The following is a 17,085-nucleotide window of genomic DNA, read 5'->3' as shown; positions in this document are numbered from 1 at the left end:
CGTGTTCTTCACTGCTGCCGCCGGGACTTCACCGCTGCCGCCAGGAGCGGAAGGCCCGCAGCTGTTCCGGTGTGACCACGCTCTCCAGGCGCTCGTCGTCCGGATCGCCGCCGCCGAGCGCGGCGAGGAGCCGGCGGGCGGGCGCATTGCGCGGGGTGCGCTCCGCGGTCAGCCGGACCTTGGCGCAGCCGAGCCGCTCGGCGTGGTCGGCCAGTCGGCGCAGCAGGTGTTCCTCGACGCCCCGGCCGAGCGCCCGGCAGCTCAGCATCCAGGCCAGTACGTCCAGTTGGTCGCCCTCGGCGCGAACGGCGAGCAGCCCGATCTGGCCGTAGTCGCCGAAGCGGTCCCGGGCCGCGGCCGTCCACACCTCGCCGCACTCCCGCCAGCGGGCGAGATCACCGCCGTCGGCGGACCGTGCGCGGAGGGTGAACTGATTGGTGCGGCGTACGAGTTGCTCGGCCCGGGGCACGTCCGTCCCGCTCAGCTCGCGGATGTCGACCTCCAGGCCCAGCTGGTCGAGGAACTCCTCGAATCCGGCCTGGTCGCGTGCGGCGTCGCGTTCCCGTTCCTGTTCGTAGAAGCGGGCCCGGAGTGCGTCCTCGGCGGTGGCGGCGACCGGGACCAGCGGCCACAACCGGCCGAGGAACTCCTCCAGTTCGGCGGCCGGTGGGCAGGTCACCGACAGCACCTCGGGCATCGCCGACCGCATCCCCGCGATCTCCACCGGATTGTCGTCGAGGAACAGGAAGCTGTCCGGTCCCAAGGCGAGCGTGCGCGCCGCCTGGGCGATACGGCCGGACTTCGGACCCCAGGTGGCGGACAGCACGCTGAAGTGCTCCGCCTTCAGGAGGCTTTCGGGCCTGTCGAAAACGGCCCGGACGGTTTCCTCGTCGTTGTTGCTGACCAGCACCAGCAGCGCGCCCGCGGCACGCCAGTCGAGCAGCCGCCGGGCCAGCAGGGCGCGCGGACCGGTCAGGTCAACCGCCGACGGACCGATCTCGCCCGCCACCCCGCCCCACAGGGTCTCGTCACCGTCCACCGCGATCACCTTCGGCGCGGGACGGCGTACGGCCCGGACGACGTCGGCCAGGCTCAGGGCCACCGCCGCCTGGAAGCGTGGGGTGAAGGGCAGGTGGGCCAGGCGCTCGGTGCGCTCGTCGAAGCGGTCCTCGACGGCGTGCCGACGGGTCCAGTCGTCGGGCCGGAGCACCGCGACGCCGGACAACTCGGCCAGTTCGGCGGCAAGTTCGCGCTCCCAGCGGGCGAAGCGCTCGTCCTCCTCGCGGGCGGACGGCAGGAAGCCGACGATCAGCGGCCTCCGGGTCCGCTCGATCAGGTCCCGCACCGCGGCGGGGTACGCGACGCGCAGCTCGGCGAGCAGTCCGTCGTCCACCGGCCCGAACCGTGTCAGGTCCGCGGCGCGCAGCAGCACCGCCCCGATCTCCGCGGCGGGGTCGGCGAAGCCGCCCGACGGGTCCCGCAGCGCGGCGAGGACCTGGTGGTACGGGGCTTCCGTGACCGTGAGACCGCCGTCCGGGGTGTCGTCCCGCACCGCCGCTTCGCACAGGCGGGGCAGGTCACCGAGGGCGAAGGTGGCCGCGAGGGCGAACGCACGCGGCACGGTGACCTCCGCGGTCGCATCGCTGCCCCTGCCGCTCGCTGCGTCCGCCGCAGCCGTGTCTCCCGCGGCGTCCGCCGCCGTGCCCGTCGCGGCACCGGTCGTCGCCGTGCGCAACGCGGCACCGGTCGTCGCCGTGTCTCCCGCACCGTCCGTCGTCACCGTGCTCCGTGCGGCCTCGACCGTCGTCGCCATGCTCCGCGCCGCATCGACCGTCGTCGTCGGATCCTGCGCCGCCGCGGCGAGCAGGCGCAGGAACTCCTCCCCGAGTGCGGTGGAGGTGGCCGCGTCGAGGATGTCGAGGTTGTGGTCGAGCCGGACGCGGTGCGCGTCGGGCGTCATGGTGACCATCAGGTCGAGGTCCGTGTAGCCGGTCCCGGCCGGGAGCACCTCCAAGTGGGTGAGGCCGGCCGCCGACGAGCGGACGTAGTTGAAGTACACCTCCACCAGCGGGGCTTCGGGGCGGTGCAGCCCCTGCGAGGCCAGGGCCGACAGGACGTCGGAGAACATGGCGCCCCGGGCGAGGATGCGGTCGAGGCCGCTGTCGGTGCGGCGCACCACGTCCTCGACATGTTCGTCCGCCCCGGCCCGGGCCGGGAACGGCACCGGCACGCCGAAGAAGCCCACGGCGTCGTGCGCGTCGGCGTGGATGCGGGTGTCCACGGGCACGGCGAGGACGAAGCGCTCGCGCTGCCGCGTCCTCGCGAGCAGCACGGTGAGGACTCCGAGACAGAAGGCGGCTGGGGTGACGGCGAGCCGGCCCGCCGCCTCCGCCACGTCTTCGGTGAGCCCGGCGGGGATCTCCAGGGTGACGCTTCCGGCACGGTACGCGCGGGCCCTCGGGCGGGGCCGGGCGAGGGTGAGGTCGAGTCGCTCGCTCCCGTGGAAGGCCTCTCGCCACTCGGAGACCGCGGCGCCGCCGCCCGGCTGCTGGGCCGCGATCAGCAGGTCGATGTCGCGGTTGGTGACGTCGTTCCCGAGCGGGGTGCCGGACAGCTCGGCGTCGATCTCCCCGGCCACGAGCAGCAGCGACTGGAGGTCGCTGACCGCGTGGTGGGCGCCGAACACCAGGATCTGGCCGTGCGCGCCGCCGTCGAGCAGTTCGAACCGCCACAGCGGCGGCTCGGCCAGGTCGAAGGGCGGCTCCAGCAGCTCCTTCAGACGAGCCGCGGCGTCGAGTCCGGCCGGGTCGTCCACGGTGGTCCAGCGCAGCAGCGGTGCGGCGAGCTCCCGGTCGACGCGCAACTGCCTCCCGGCCTCGCTGTCGCTGACGATCGCCGTGCGCAGGGCGGCGTGCCGTCCGGCGAGGCGGGTGACGATGCCGGTCAGCGTCTCCCGGTCGGTGGGTGCGGTGAGCCGGACCGCGAGCCCCACGGCGTGTGCGGCGTCCGGCATGCCCGGCCGGGCGCTGCGCAGGAGGCGGACGACGTCACGGGTGACGGGTCGCAGTTCGGTCTCCGGCACAACCGTCGGCGGGTGGCCCGCCGCCCCGCCCCGGTTCTGCGGCGCCGAGGTCGGGCGTTCCGGCAGCGCCTCGCCCAGGGAGCCTGCGAGAGAGCGGATGTCGCTCGCCGAGAACATCTCGGCCGTCGGGAGTTCGACGCCCAGTTCCCGGGCGAAGGCGTTGCGCAGCCGCACCAGCATCAGGGAGTCGAGGCCGAGTTCCTTCAGGGCCGTGGTGGCGGACACGTCCACGACGCCTCCGGCGACCTCCTCGACCCGGGCGCGTACGTACGCTTCCAGCCAGGTGGCGCGGTCGTGGCCCGGCGTCGCCTCGAACACCTTCCTGACGAGGCCGTCCAGGTCCGCCGTGCGCGTCGGCACGGTCACGAGGTCGGCGAGCAGCGGGCGGGTGCGCGCCACGTCCGGGGCGAGCGCGAGCATCTCCCAGTCCACGGCCATGGGCGCGAGCTGACGGCGTGCGGTGCCGAGCACGCGCTCGAACATGTCGCCGCCGTCCTGCGGTGAGAAGGCGAGCAGGCCCGAGCGGCCGGTCTCCGCTGCCCGGGTGCCGGACTCGGCGACCATGCCGACCCCTGTCCAGGCACCCCAGTCGAGGCTCAGCGCGCGGCGGTCGGTGCGGGAGAGGTGATGGGCCCAGGCGTCGAGGAAGGCGTTGGCCGCCGAGTACGGGCTCTGTCCGGCCGAGCCGAGGAGTCCGGCCGCGGACCCGAAGAGGACCAGGTTCCCTGCCTCCGGGACGAGTTCGGTGAGCAGGGCGGTGCCCAGCACCTTGGGGGCGAGGACGCCCAGGACGCGTTCGTCGGTCAGCCGGGCCACGGTGGCGTCGTCGAGCACACCGGCGGCGTGGACGACCCCGACGACGGGGCCGGCTTCGCGTCGCAGGGCGTCCAGGGCGGCCGAGAGGCTGTCGCGGTCGGCGACATCGGCGCGTGCGAGGTGCACGGTGACGCCCCGCTCCTCGATGCCGCGGATCCAGTCCCGGGTGTCCGCGTCGGGGGTGCCCCGGCTCATCAGGGCGAGTCGGCGGGCGCCCCGCCGGGTCAGCCGTTCGGCGACGACGCGGCCGAGACCGCCCAGGCCGCCGGTGACGAGGTACACGCCGTCCTCGGTGACGGCCCCGTGCCCGCGTTCGTCGGCGCGGGTGCGGGCCAGGCGGGGCACGAGGCGGCCCGACTCCCGCAGCGCGACCAGGCGTTCGTCGTCGGCGTGCCTCAGCTGTGTCCACAGGGCGTCGGTGCCGCCTTCGGACGGCAGGTCGACGAGGGTGGTGGACAGCTCGGGGTACTCCTGCGCGACGGCGAGCCCGAACCCCCAGGCGAGCGCCTGCTCGGGGTGCGTCACCTGTTCGCTGCCTCCCGCGGCCTGGCTGCCCCGTGCGATCACGAACAGCCGGGGCGCCGGGCTCCGGGTGCGGCCGGTGAGGGCGCGTACCAGATGCAGCGTGCTCAGGCAGCACAGCCGGGCCGCCTCCTCGGCCGTGCGGGTGTCCGTGACGGGCGGGGCGTCGAGGGCGGAGAGCTGGACCACCCGCTCGGGTGGTGCGTCGGCGAACGCCTCGTCCAGCAGCCGGGCCAGCTGGCTCGGGTCGGACGGATCGAGGACGTACCGGCCCGGTCCCTGCCTGCGGAACGTGTCGCCGCGACGGGCGATCACATGGGGCACCGAGGTGCCGAGCCGTTCGGCGAGTTCGTCGGCCGTGCCGGACTCGTCGGCCAGGAACAGCCAACTGCCCTGCGGGGGCGGCTCCTGTGCGGCCGGCCGGGGTTGCCAGTTGGTCTCGAACAGCGCGCCGTCCAGCGGTGACAGGGCGGTGAGCTCGAAATCCACTGCTTCCAGGACGAGTTGTTCGTCCTGGTCCCAGAGCCGCAGGTCCAGGGTCGCGGTGTCGCCGTCCAGGGACCGCAGGACGCAGGTGACCCACACGGGGGTGGTGCGCAGCCCGGTGAAGCGGAGCCGTCCGACGCCCGCGGGCACGAAGGCCCGTTCCTGCGGGGCACCTGCCGGCAGGGCGGCGCTGTGGAAGGCGGCGTCGAGGACGGCGGGGTGCAGCAGGTGGCCGGCGGCGGCCCGGTCGGCGAGGCGGCCGAGCGCCGCGGTGTCCGTGCGATGACCCTCCTCCAGGCCGCGGAAGGCGGGGCCGTACTCGATGCCCAGGGCGGCGAGGCGTGCGTAGACGGCGGGCAGGTCCGCTTCCCGCGTGCATCGTTCGCGGAGCGCGCGGGGCGTCTCGTACGCCTCGCCGGTGGCTCCGACGGCGGGCTCCGCGGCGGGTTCGGCGTTGGGCTCCGCGCCGGCCTCGGCGGTCGATCCCCCCGTGGCTTCCGCGGCGGGTTCGGCGGTGGACTGCACCGTGAGCTCGCCGGTGTCGACGACGAGGCGTCCGGCGACGTGCCGCTGCCATCGCGCGGGCCGTTCCCCCGCGGTCGCCGAGGCGACGGTGAAACTCCGGGAACCGTCGGCGGCGGGCCGCAGGACCAGTTGCAGCCGCACCGGCCGGTCCTCGTCGAGGCGCAGCGGGTGGAGGAACCGCACGCCGGCGAGGCTCACTTCGGCCCGCCGCTTGTCGAGGCCGTCCCGCACGGCGGACGCGGCGGCCAGGGCCATGTCGAGGAACGCGGCACCGGGCAGCCACACCTCGCCGCCGACGCGGTGATCGGTCAGATAGGCGAACCTGCTGTCGCGCAGGTCGATCTCGCTCTGGAAGAGGTGCCGGCCGGGTTCGTCGCTGGACTCGACGTGCGTGCCCAGCAGCGGTGACCCGCCGCCGCTCGCGGGCGCCGGGGCCAGCCAGTGCCGTTCACGCGCGAAGGCGTACGTCGGCAGATCGGTCCGCTGCCCCTCGGGGAACAACGTCTGCCAGTCGGGGCTGTACCCGCTCTCGTACAACTCCCCCAGCCTGCGCAGCAGGACGTCGCGTCCGTCCTGCCTGCGGTGCAGTGACGCGACACCGACCGCGTCGATGCCCGCTTCGGCGGCCACCGCCTCGACGGACGGGAGGAGCGACGGGTGCGGGCTCAGCTCGACGAACCAGCGGTAGCCGTCGTCGAGCATGCCGCGGACGGTGTCGGCGAACCGGACGGGTTCGCGGAGATTGGCGTACCAGTACGCGGCGTCGAGCAGGTCACCCGGTACGGGCTCCGCGCGCACCGTCGAGTACAGCGTGGTCGGTGCCACGGCGCCCCGGATGCCGGAGAACCGGTCGAGCAGGTCCCCACGGAGCGGTTCCATCAACGGCGTGTGCGAGGCGAACGGCGTCGACAGGGGCCGGGCCGGAACGCCCCGCTCGTCCAAGTGCCGGCGCAGCTCGGCCAGGTCGTCCGCCCGGCCCGAGACGGCCGTGGAACGGCCGCTGTTGACCGCCGCGACGAAGAGCCGGCCGGCGTACGGCGCGAGCAGTTCCCCGACCTCGGCCCGCGGCAGTGCGACGGACAGCATGCCCCCCTCGCCGACCAGTGGTGCGACCGCTCCGGCGCGCCCGGTCACCACCTTCACGGCGTCGTCCAGGGTGAGGGCACCCGCGACGTGGGCGGCGGCGATCTCGCCCAGGCTGTGTCCGACCACGGCGTCCGGGGTGACGCCGAGCGCGCGCCAGCCGGCGGCCAGGGCCGCGTTCACCGCGAAGAGCACCGGCTGGAGGTACTCGGTCCGGTCGAGCGGGGAGAACTCCTCGGGAGCGCGCAGCACATTGAGGACGGACCAGCCGGTGTGCCGGTGCACGGCGGCGTCGATGCGGGCGAGCTCCTCACGGAAGGCGGGCGACCCGGACGTCAACTCGAGGCCCATGCCGGGCCATTGGCCGCCGTGCCCGGCGAAGACGAACGCCACCTTGCCGGTGGCCTCCTCGCGTGGCGGTGCCAGCGGCGCCCGTCCCGCGGCCAGCGCGTCGAGCCGGGCGTGCAGCTCGTCCCGGTCGTGCGCGACGATCGCGGCCCGCCGCTCGAAGTGACTGCGGTGCCTGGCCAGCGTGTGCGCGGCAGCGGACAGCTCGGTGCCGCCGCCGATGTGCCGGGCCAGTCGTGCGGCCTGCCCCCTCAGGGCGGTCTCGCCGCGTGCGGACAGCACGAACAGCGGTTGTGTCGGGGCGGGTTGTTCTTGCGGTACGGCTTCCTCGGCGCGAGGTGCCTCCTCCACGATCACGTGCGCGTTGGTGCCGCTGATGCCGAAGGCACTCACGCCGGCGCGCCGGACCCGTTCGGCGGAGGCGGGCCAGGGCACCTCGTCGTGCAGCAGCCGCAGCCCGCTGCCCTCCCAGTCGACGTGACGGCTCGGAGTGTCGGCGTGCAGGGTGCGCGGCAGCACCTGGTGGCGCAGCGACTGCACGACCTTCATCAGTCCGATGACGCCCGAAGCGGCCTGTGCGTGACCGATGTTGGACTTGAGCGAGCCCACGTGGAGGGGCCGTCCGCCGGGACGGGAGCGGCCGAAGACTTCCGACAGGGCGTTCGCCTCGATCGGGTCGCCCAGCGTCGTGCCCGTTGCGTGCGCCTCGACGTGGTCGATGTCGGCGGGCTCCAGCCCCGAGGCCTCCAGCGCCCGGCGGATCACCTGTTCCTGCGCGGGGCCGTTCGGCGCGGACAGCCCCTGGCTGCGGCCGTCCTGGTTGACGGCCGTGCCGCGCAGCACGGCCAGCACCTCGTCGCCGTCGCGCCGTGCGTCGCTCAGCCGCTTCAGTACGATCATGCCCGCGCCCTCGGCCCAGACGGCGCCGTCGGCGTCGTCGGAGAAGGATCGGCACCGCCCGGTCGGGGAGAGTCCGCGCAGCCGACTGAACTCCACGAACGTCTGCGGTGTCACCATGAGGGTCACGCCCCCGGCGAGCGCCAGGTCGCACTCTCCCGACCTGAGCGCCTGCGCCGCCAGATGCAGCGCCACCAGCGAAGACGAACACGCGGTGTCCACCGTCAAGGCGGGGCCGTGCAGGCCCAGGGCGTAGGCGAGCCGCCCGGAGGCCACGCTGAGCGCGGATCCCGTGCCGACGTAGCCGTCGAGCTGATCGAGCCGGGAGCCCGCGAGATAGTCGCTGCCGAACATGCCGACGTACACACCGGTGCTGCTCCCCGCCAGTTCGCCCGGCACGATCCCGGCACGCTCCAGCGCCTCCCACGCCGTCTCCAGCAGGACACGCTGCTGCGGGTCCATGGCCGCCGCCTCCCTCGGCGTGATCCCGAAGAAGGCCGCGTCGAAGGTCCTGAGGACGTCGTCGTCCAGGAACCCGCCTTCGCGGGCGTACGTCTTGCCCAGGGCATCCGGGTCGGGGTCGTACAGCGACTCCACGTCCCAGCGGCCGTCCGGGAAGGCGCCGACCGCGTCGCGGCCCTCGGCCAGCAGGCGCCACAGGGCGTCCGGGTCGTCGACGCCGCCCGGTGCGCGGCAGGCCATCGCGACCACGGCCACCGGCTCGTCGGAGGCGGGGGCCGGCCCGCCGGCGTGCCGCGTGCCGGACGCGGTCGCCCGGGCCGCGGGCCCGCTCGTCGCGAGTGCGGTGGCCAGCAGGTGTTCGGCGAGCCGGGCCGCGGTGGGGTGGTCGAACACCAGGGTCGCGGGGAGCCTGGCGCCGATGCGGGCGCTGATCCGGTTGCGGAGTTCCACCGCCGTCACCGAGTCCATGCCGAGGTCACGCAGTGGCCGATCGGGGCGGACCGACTCGGCCGAACGCAGGCCGAGGGCGCGGGAGGCCTCCTCACGGACCAGGGCCAGGACGCGGGCGGCACGTTCGGGCTCCGGCAGCCGGGCCAGACGGTCGGCGAGCTCGCCGCCGCGGCCGGTCCGGGCCGCGGGCAGCAGCGAGCGCCACAGGGCCGTCGTCGCGCCGCCCGCGGCGGCCATGGTCTCCCGCAGCCGGGGGAGGTCCAGGGACCAGGCGACGAGGTGGGGCGCGCCCTGGGACAGGGCGAGTTCGACGAGTTCCCGGCCCGCGTCGGCGGTGAGGGCGCGGTGGCCGGTCCGGGCCATCCGTGCGAGGTCGGCGTGCTCGGCGGCGAGGCCTTCACCTGCCCAGGCCCCGAAGGAGACGGAGGTGGCGGGCAGTCCCAGGGCCCGCCGGTGGTGGGCGAGTTGGTCGAGGAAGACATTGGCCGCCGCGTAGTTGGCCTGTCCCGCGTTGCCGACGACTCCCGCGGCGGAGGAGATCAGCAGGAAGAGGGCGAGCGGAGCGTCGGCGGTGAGCCGGTGCAGATGGCCGGCGCCGTCGGCCTTGGGGCGCAGCACGTTCGCGAGGCGGTCGGAAGTGAGGTCGGCGACCACCCCGTCGTCGAGGACGCCCGCGCAGTGCACGACGCCGCGCAGCGGCGATGCGGCGCCGACACGGCCAAGGACGTCGGCCACGGCCGCCGCGTCCGCGACGTCGCACGCGGCGACCTCGGCCTCGGCGCCGACCGCGCGCAGTTCGGCGACGACGTCGGCCGCCCGCGGATCGTCCGGACCGCGTCGTGAGGTCAACAGCAGCCGGGGGACGCCGCGTTCGGCGAGAAGACGGGCGATGTGCCGGCCGACGGCGCCCAGGCCTCCGGTGATCAGCACCGTGCCGTCGGTGGGCACGGCCCCGGCCGCCCCGCTCGCCTCGCGGCGGGCGGCACGGATCAGCCGGGGAGCGAGCAACGCGCCGTCGCGTACGGCGAGTTCGGGCTCGCCGATCTGTGCCAAGGCGGCCGGCAGAGCCCCGGCGGGATCGGCGTCGTCGAAGTCGACCAAGGTCAGCCCGAGGTCGGGGTGCTCGGCGCGGGCGCCGCGCGCCAGGCCCCACAGCACCGACTGGGCCAGGCCGGGCACCTCGTCCCCGTCCCCGGCGGCGACCGCGCCCCGGGTCACCCACACGGTCCGGGCGGGTGTCCCGCTCCGCGGGAGGGCGATCAGGGCACGCAGCTCGGCCAGCGCCGCCGCCGCCAACTCATGTGCGGCGGCGGCCGGTTCCGTGCCGGCCGCCGGACGCGGCCAGAATCGTACGACGGCGTCGGCGGCCTCCTCGCGCCCGCCGGCCCGCGCGGCCGCGAGCACGCGCCGGACCGCCTCCACCTCAGGGTCCGACCGGTCGCCGACGACCGCCCACTCGTGCGCGGCTTCCATGGCCGGCTCGTCGGGCACGGGCGTCCACGCCACTTCGTAGAGGTGGCGGGCGTTCCCGGAGCCCCGGGAGAGATCCGCCGGATCCGCGAGCCGCAGCCGTACGCCGTCCAACCGGCCCGCCGGGAGGCCGTCGGCGTCCCACAGCGTCACGTCCAGAGTGAGGTCCTCGCCGGGCTCCCCCGCCCCGGACCGTGTCCCGGAGACCTCCGACCGGCGCACGAGCGCCGTGAGGTCGTGCCCGCCCCCGGGCGGCAGTGCGCAGCGGCCCACCGCGACCGGCAGCCGTACCCGGCCGTCCGCCGCGTCGAGCGCGGCGGCCACATGCAGCGCGGCATCGAGCAGGGCCGGGTGCACCGGGTACGGGTCGGCCGTGTCCCGGGCCGTGGCCGGCAACGAGAGCCGGGCCAGCAGCTCGCCGTCACCCGTGGCGGCCGCCGCCCGAACTCCTTGGAAGGCAGGACCGTAGACGAGACCCAGGCCGGCGAGCCGTTCGTAGGTCTGTGCGCTCCAGGACGGTTCCGCCGTCCGCGGCCACTGCGGCGCCGGGCCTGCCGTGTCCGGGGCGGGGGCCGCCGCGGAGGCGGTGGCGTGCAGGGTCCAGCTCGGATCAGCCTGCCCCCGCGGGCGGCTGTGCACGGTGATCTCCGGTGCGGGACCGGAGACGTCGACCTCGACGGACACCTCGACCGTGCCCGAGTCCGGCAGGACGAGGGGCGCGAGCAGCACCAGGTCGGTGACATCGGCGGTGTCGTCCGGGCGGGCCGCGTCGAGCGCGGCACGACACAGCTCCATCTGGGTGGTGCCGGACACCACGGTCCGGCCGAACACCGTGTGGTCGGGCAGCCAGTCGGCGGTGGCGCGGGACCACTCGTTGCGGAAGGTCCAGCGGGTCTCGTCGGCGGACCGCAGCAGGACGCCGAGCAGCGGATGCCCGGCACTGTCGAGGAGCCCCGGCACCGCCCCGGCCGGCTCGGGCTCGATCCAGTGGCGCTGCGGGTCCCAGGCGTACGTCGGCAGGTCGGCCGGCTCCGTCGCGGCGATCAGCCGGCCCCAGTCGATCCGTCGTCCGTGGACGTGGAGTTCGGCCGCCGCCCGGTCGAGGCAGGCGGGTCCGTCCTCGTCGCGCCGCAGCGATCCGACGGCGAGCAGGTCGGCGTCGAGCGCGTCGCCGACGGTGCGCACGGCCGTCAGCAGGGAGGGGTGGGGGCTGAGCTCGACGAAGTGACGGAAGCCGTCGGCGGCCATGCGCTCCACGGTGGGTGCGAACCGGACGGGTTCACGGAGGTTGGTGTACCAGTAGTCGGCCGCGAGCTCCCCGGTGACCGGCTCGGCGGTCACCGTCGAGTACCAGGCGACGGAGGACGGGAAGGTGGTGACGCCGTCGAGTTCTTCGAGAATCGTGCCGCGGACGGACTCCACCTGGGCGCTGTGGGACGCGTAGTCGACGTCGAGACGGCGTACGAACACCTGCCGGCGGTCGAGGTCGGCGAGCAGCGCCCGCAGCGGCTCCACGTCTCCCGCGACGACCGTCGAACGCCCGCTGTTCACCGCGGCGATGGACACCCGGCCGCCGAGCTCGGCGAGGTAGGACTCGACCTCGGTGTGCGGGAGCGCCACGACGGCCATCGCACCGGTGCCGGACAGCGCGGTCAGGGCCTGGCTGCGCAGGGCGACCACCGCCGCCGCGTCGTTGAGACCGAGCGCTCCGGCGACGCAGGCCGCGGCGACCTCGCCCTGGCTGTGCCCGATCACGGCGTCGGGACGCACGCCCCGGGCCCGCCACACGGCGGCCAGGGACACCATCACGGCGAACAGGAGCGGCTGGACGACGTCCACGCGGTCCGGCGACGGGGCGCCCTCGTCACCGCGCAGCACGGCCGTCACCGACCAGGAGGTGAACGGACGCAGCGCGGCGTCGCAACGGTCGAGTTCGTCGGCGAACACGGGGGACGCGTCGAGGAGATCGCGGGCCATGCCGGCCCACTGGGCGCCCTGGCCGGGGAAGACGAAGGCCACCTTTCCCGACGGGGCCGCCTGCTGGGGTCCCACGGTCAGCGCCGTGTCCGGCCGCCCGTCGGCCAGCCCCCGCAACGCGGCCGTCAGTTCGTCGCGGTCGCCGGCCCGGACCACGGCCCGGTGCTCGAAGTGCGTGCGGTGGTGAGCGAGCGTCCCCGCGACGGCGGGCAGCGGCAGTCCCGGATCCGCGCCGAGCGCACCGAGCAGCCGACGCGCCTGTCCCTGGAGGGAGGGAAGGGTACGGGCGGAGAGCGGGAAGAGGATGCCGCGCGGCGCGCCGGGGCCGCCGTCCGACGGATCGCCGGGGACGGGTGCGGACTGCGACTGCGGCTCCGCCTCCGGGTCCAACTCCCCCTCCCGCTCCGGCTCTCCGGTGGACTCGGCGGACTCGGCGGACTCCTGCGGCACGGGCGCCGACGCCTCGCCCGGCCCGACTTCGGACTGCGGCTGCGGCTGCGGCTGCGGCTGCGGCTGCGGCTGCGGCTGCTCAGTGGACTCGGCGGACGCCTGCGGCCCAGGTGCCGCCGCCTCTCCCGGCCCGGGTTCCGCTTGAGACTGCGGCTTTGGCCCCGGCTGTCCGGCGGACACCGCAGACAGGTGCGGTACCGGCGCCGACGCCTCGCCCGGCCGGACTTCGGACCGCGACTGCGCCCGCGCCCGCTCGGTCGACTCGGCCGACGACCGCGACCCGCGGGGCGTCGAGGGTGCGCCGTCGGAGACGGACTCCTGCCCCGTGTCCCGCCGAACGGCACACCGCGGCCCGGTGAGCGGGCGGGCGAGTTCCGCCGGCGCTTCCTCCAGCACCACGTGGGCGTTCGTACCGCTGATCCCGAACGCGCTCACCCCGGCCCGCCGTACGCGGTCGCCGCGTCGTGGCCAGGGCTGGGCGCTGCTGTGCACGCGCAGGCCACCGCCCGCCCAGTCGACGTGCTCCGTCGGCCGATCCGCGTGCAGGGATGCCGGGATCAGTTCGTGGCCGAGCGCCAGTACCGTCTTGAGGACGCCACCGATGCCCGCCGCGGCCTGCGTGTGACCGATGTTGGACTTCAGGGAACCGACGCCGAGCGGTCGGTCGGCGGGGCGCCCGGGGCCGAATACGGCGGCCAGGGCCCGGCCTTCGATCGGGTCGCCGAGCCGCGTTCCGGTCCCGTGCGCCTCGACGTGGTCGAGGTCGTCGGGTCCGAGACCGGCGGCGTCGAGCGCCGCGCGGAGCACTCGTTCCTGGGCGGGTCCGCTCGGAGCGCTCAGCCCCTGGCTGCGGCCGTCCTGGTTGATGGCCGAGCCCCTGACGACCGCGAGCACCCGGTCGCCGTCCCGGCGTGCGTCCGCGAGTCGCTTGAGCAGCACCAGACCGCAGCCCTCGGCCCACACCACTCCGTCCGCGTCGGCGGAGAAGGGGCTGCACCGCCCGGACGGCGACAGCGCGCGCAGTTTGCTGAACTCGACATGGCCGCGCGGGGTGACGAGCAGGGTGGCGCCGCCGGCCAGCGCCATGTCGCACTCCCCCGCGGCCAGCGCCCGCGCGGCCAGGTGCAGGGCGACGAGGGAGGAGGAGCAGGCGGTGTCCAGGGTCACCGCCGGTCCCTGGAGGCCGAGGGTGTAGGCGATCCGTCCGGAGGCGACGCTGGACGCCGATCCCGTGCCGACGTGCCCGTCGAGCAGGCCCAGTTGGGCGGATGCCATGTACCCGCTGCCGTACAGGCCCACGTAGACACCGGTGGAGCTGCCGTTCAGCGTCCCGGGCACGATCCCGGCGCGCTCGACGGCCTCCCAGGCGGTCCGCAGCAGCAGCCGCTGTTGCGGGTCCATGGCCGCCGCCTCCCGCGGTGAGATCCCGAAGAAGGAGGCGTCGAAGCGGTCGATGTCCGCGAGGAAGCCACCACGCAGGGTGTAGGTCGTGCCGACGGCCTCGGGGTCGGGGTCGTAGAGGTCCCGGGTGTCCCAACGGCCCTCCGGTACTTCGGTGATGGCGTCCTCGCCCGCGGCCAGCAGCCGCCACAGCGCCTCGGGGTCGTCGGCACCGCCCGGGAAGCGGCAGGCCATGGAGATGATCGCGACGTCGTCGCAGCCCCGCGTCCGCAGCCGGTCCGGTGCCGTGCCCTGCGAGACAACCGTGGCGCCGTGGGCCCCGTCGGCGAGGACCGCTTCGGCGAGTGCGGCGATGGTGGGGTGGTCGAAGGCGAGGGACGGCTCGGGGGTCCGGCCGGTCCGTGCGGAGAGCTCCGTCACCAGGGTCACCAACTGGCGTGACCCCAGTCCGAGTTCGGCGATCGGCCGGTCGGGGTCCACGGCCAGCGGGTCGAGCCCGGCCGCCTGGGCGACGGCCGAGGTGAGCCAGGCCCGTGCTTCCTCAGGGGTCGTGACGGGGGTCTCGGGTGACGGCTTCTCGGATTCGTGCGAAGGCATCTGAAGAGGTGTCCTCGGGAACTCGGGCTCAGCGTGGTTCCGTACGACCCGTCCGGGTTCCGTACGACAAGGGGCTGGGTGCCTGACGATCAGGATGGGTTCCGTACGGTCGGGCTGGTTCCGGACGAACGGCACGGCGGGACGACCGCGGGGTCAACGCCCCCACGGCAGGGCTTTTACGACCGAGGGCGCCACGCGCCGCGTCGGGGCCGCCGCGTCATCCGAAGGCGGCGGCGTCGAGCACGGAGAGGGTTCCGGCGAGATACGCCTCCCGGGAGGCGTGGCGCTGGATCTTGCCGCTGGACGTCTTGGGGATGGTGCCGGGGTGCACCAGCACGATGTCGCGGACCGGCAGCCCGTGGGCCCGGCCTATCGCGCTGCGGATCAGGTCGGTGATCTTCTCGGACTCGCCTGCCGCCTCGGGCGACAACTCGGCCACGACGACGGGCTGTTCACCCGCCGTCCCACCGTCCACGGAGAACGCCGCGGTGCACCCGGGACGCAGCGCCCAGTGGGACATCTCGGCGGAGAGCTCCAGGTCCTGCGGGTAGTGGTTGCGTCCGTCGATGACCATCAGGTCCTTCAGCCGACCGGTGACGAACAGTTCGCCGTCCCGCAGGAAGCCGAGGTCGCCGGTGCGCAGAAAACGGTCCGGGCGGTCCTCCAGTGTGCCGCGGAAGGTCTCGCGGGTGGCGAGGGCGTTGCGCCAGTAACCCTTGGTGACGCTCGCGCCCGCGACCCAGATCTCGCCGACCTCGCCCTCGGGCAGTTCCTCCTGCCGCTCGGGGTCGGCGATCACCACGGTGGTGCCGGGGCCTGGTCGCCCGCAGCCCACCGCCGCCGCGTCCGCCTCTCCCGCGTGCGGTCCGCCGGCTGCCGCGTCGACCAGGACCGGAGGGGCCGCCACGGTTCCGCCGGTCACCATCAAGGTCGTTTCGGCCAGTCCGTAGCACGGGTAGGTCGCCTCGCGGCGGAAGCCGACCGGGCCGAAGGTGTCGGCGAACCGGCGCAGTGTGGCGGCCCGCACCGGTTCGGCGCCGTTGAACGCCACCTTCCACGCACTGAGTTCGAGGCCGTCGAGGAGTTCGGGCGTGGCGTGCTTGAGGCACAGCTCGTACGCGAAGTTGGGGCCGCCGCTGGTGTGCGGGCGGTACCGGGTCACGGCGTCGAGCCAGCGTCCGGGCTGTTGCAGGAAGTGCAGCGGGGAGAAGAGCGTCGCGGTGACGCCGAGGTAGACCGTGTTGAGGACCGGGCCGATCAGGCCCATGTCGTGGTACACGGGCAGCCAGCTGACGAACATCTCACCGCGGTGCTCGGCGATCGCGTCGGGGGTGTGTCCCATCCGCTCCGTGATGATCCGCTCATTGTCCAGCAGGTTCCCGTGGGTGACCATCACTCCGCGCGGGACGGACGTGGACCCGGAGGTGTACTGGAGGAAGGCGACCTGGTCGGCGGCGAGGTCGGGTTCGTGCCAGGCGTCGGCCGCCTCGTCGGGGATGTCCTCGGTGGCCACGCAGGTGATGCCGGCCAGTTCGGGCAGGTGCTCGGCCATGGCGTTCAGGGCCGCGAGCACCTCCCGTCCACCGAGGACGACCGTGGCGTCAGCGTCGGCGATCAGGCGCTTCGTCCGGATCAGCGCGCGGTGGTTCTGGGACCGCCCCTGCGGGGGCACGCCGGGCACGGCGACGACTCCGGCCGAAAGGCAGCCCAGGTAGCCGCAGATGAACTCGATGCCGGGCGGATAGAGGAGCACGGCGCGCGCACCGGCGAGGCCGCGGTCCTGGAGCCAGGCGGCGACGGCACGGGAACGGCGGGCCAGCCTCGCGTACGTGATGTCCTGGACCTCCCCGTCACCGTCGCCCGTGACGAGGTAGCGGTAGGCGGTCGTTTCGGGCTGTTGCGAGGCGTGCGCGGTCAGTAAGTCGACCAGGGAAGGGGCCATTTGACGAGTCTCACCTGTTCGGATCATGGGGCACGGAGAACGAGGTCCGGGAGATGCGGACCGGGTGACGAGGTCCGCAGAGAAGAAGTGCGTTGAGCTGGAGCATGAGAGAACTGGAGTTCGAAGGCATGCCGGAGGGACGCTTCGATGCGTCCGCGTGGTGACCGTGGCCGCCTGGCCCCCTTGCCAGAACGTCCGTCTCGGCCAACCCGCCCGAGGAGCAGCCGCGTTACGCGCGCAGGTGCCTCGCGACCCCCGTGCAGCTTGCTACCGACGAGTAGGACGATAGCAAGACTCGCCGCCCCGGCAGATGTAACCCTGGGTATTTAACGAGGAATTGGGCGATCTGACACACAGTCAACGCATGGATGAGGCCAATTCTGGCGCATCCTGGTGCCCGCACGGAGGGGCTCGGCGAACCGATCGGACCAGGTCTCCCCCGCACACGACGACGGGCGGGGGGGGGGGGGGGGGCCCCCCCCCCGGCCCCCCGCGCCCCCCCCCCCCCCGCCCCCCCCCCGCGCCCCCCCCCCCGGGGGCCCCCCCGGGGGGGCGCGTGTGGCCAAACAAGGAGGGG

Annotated in this window: 2 protein-coding genes; both read right to left on the bottom strand. The window is 74.5% G+C overall.

The genetic code is table 11. The features are described from left to right. Window positions 1–28 precede the first annotated feature (28 nt). Window positions 29–14,566 carry an SDR family NAD(P)-dependent oxidoreductase gene (locus ACZ4IF_RS34925; protein WP_467570260.1) on the bottom strand — a complete coding sequence of 4,846 codons (14,538 nt, stop codon included), beginning with the start codon at window positions 14,564–14,566 and terminating at the stop codon, window positions 29–31. Window positions 14,567–14,783: 217 nt separating this feature from the next. After that, entirely contained in the window at window positions 14,784–16,508 is a 1,725-nt protein-coding gene (locus tag ACZ4IF_RS34920; RefSeq protein WP_467570257.1) for a fatty acyl-AMP ligase, read from the bottom strand. Between the last annotated feature and the right edge of the window lie 577 nt (window positions 16,509–17,085).

The organism is Streptomyces sp. NPDC025784, from assembly GCF_055558435.1.
Note: the sequence above shows the minus strand (reverse complement) of the source record. Positions and strands in the feature narration are given on the sequence as shown.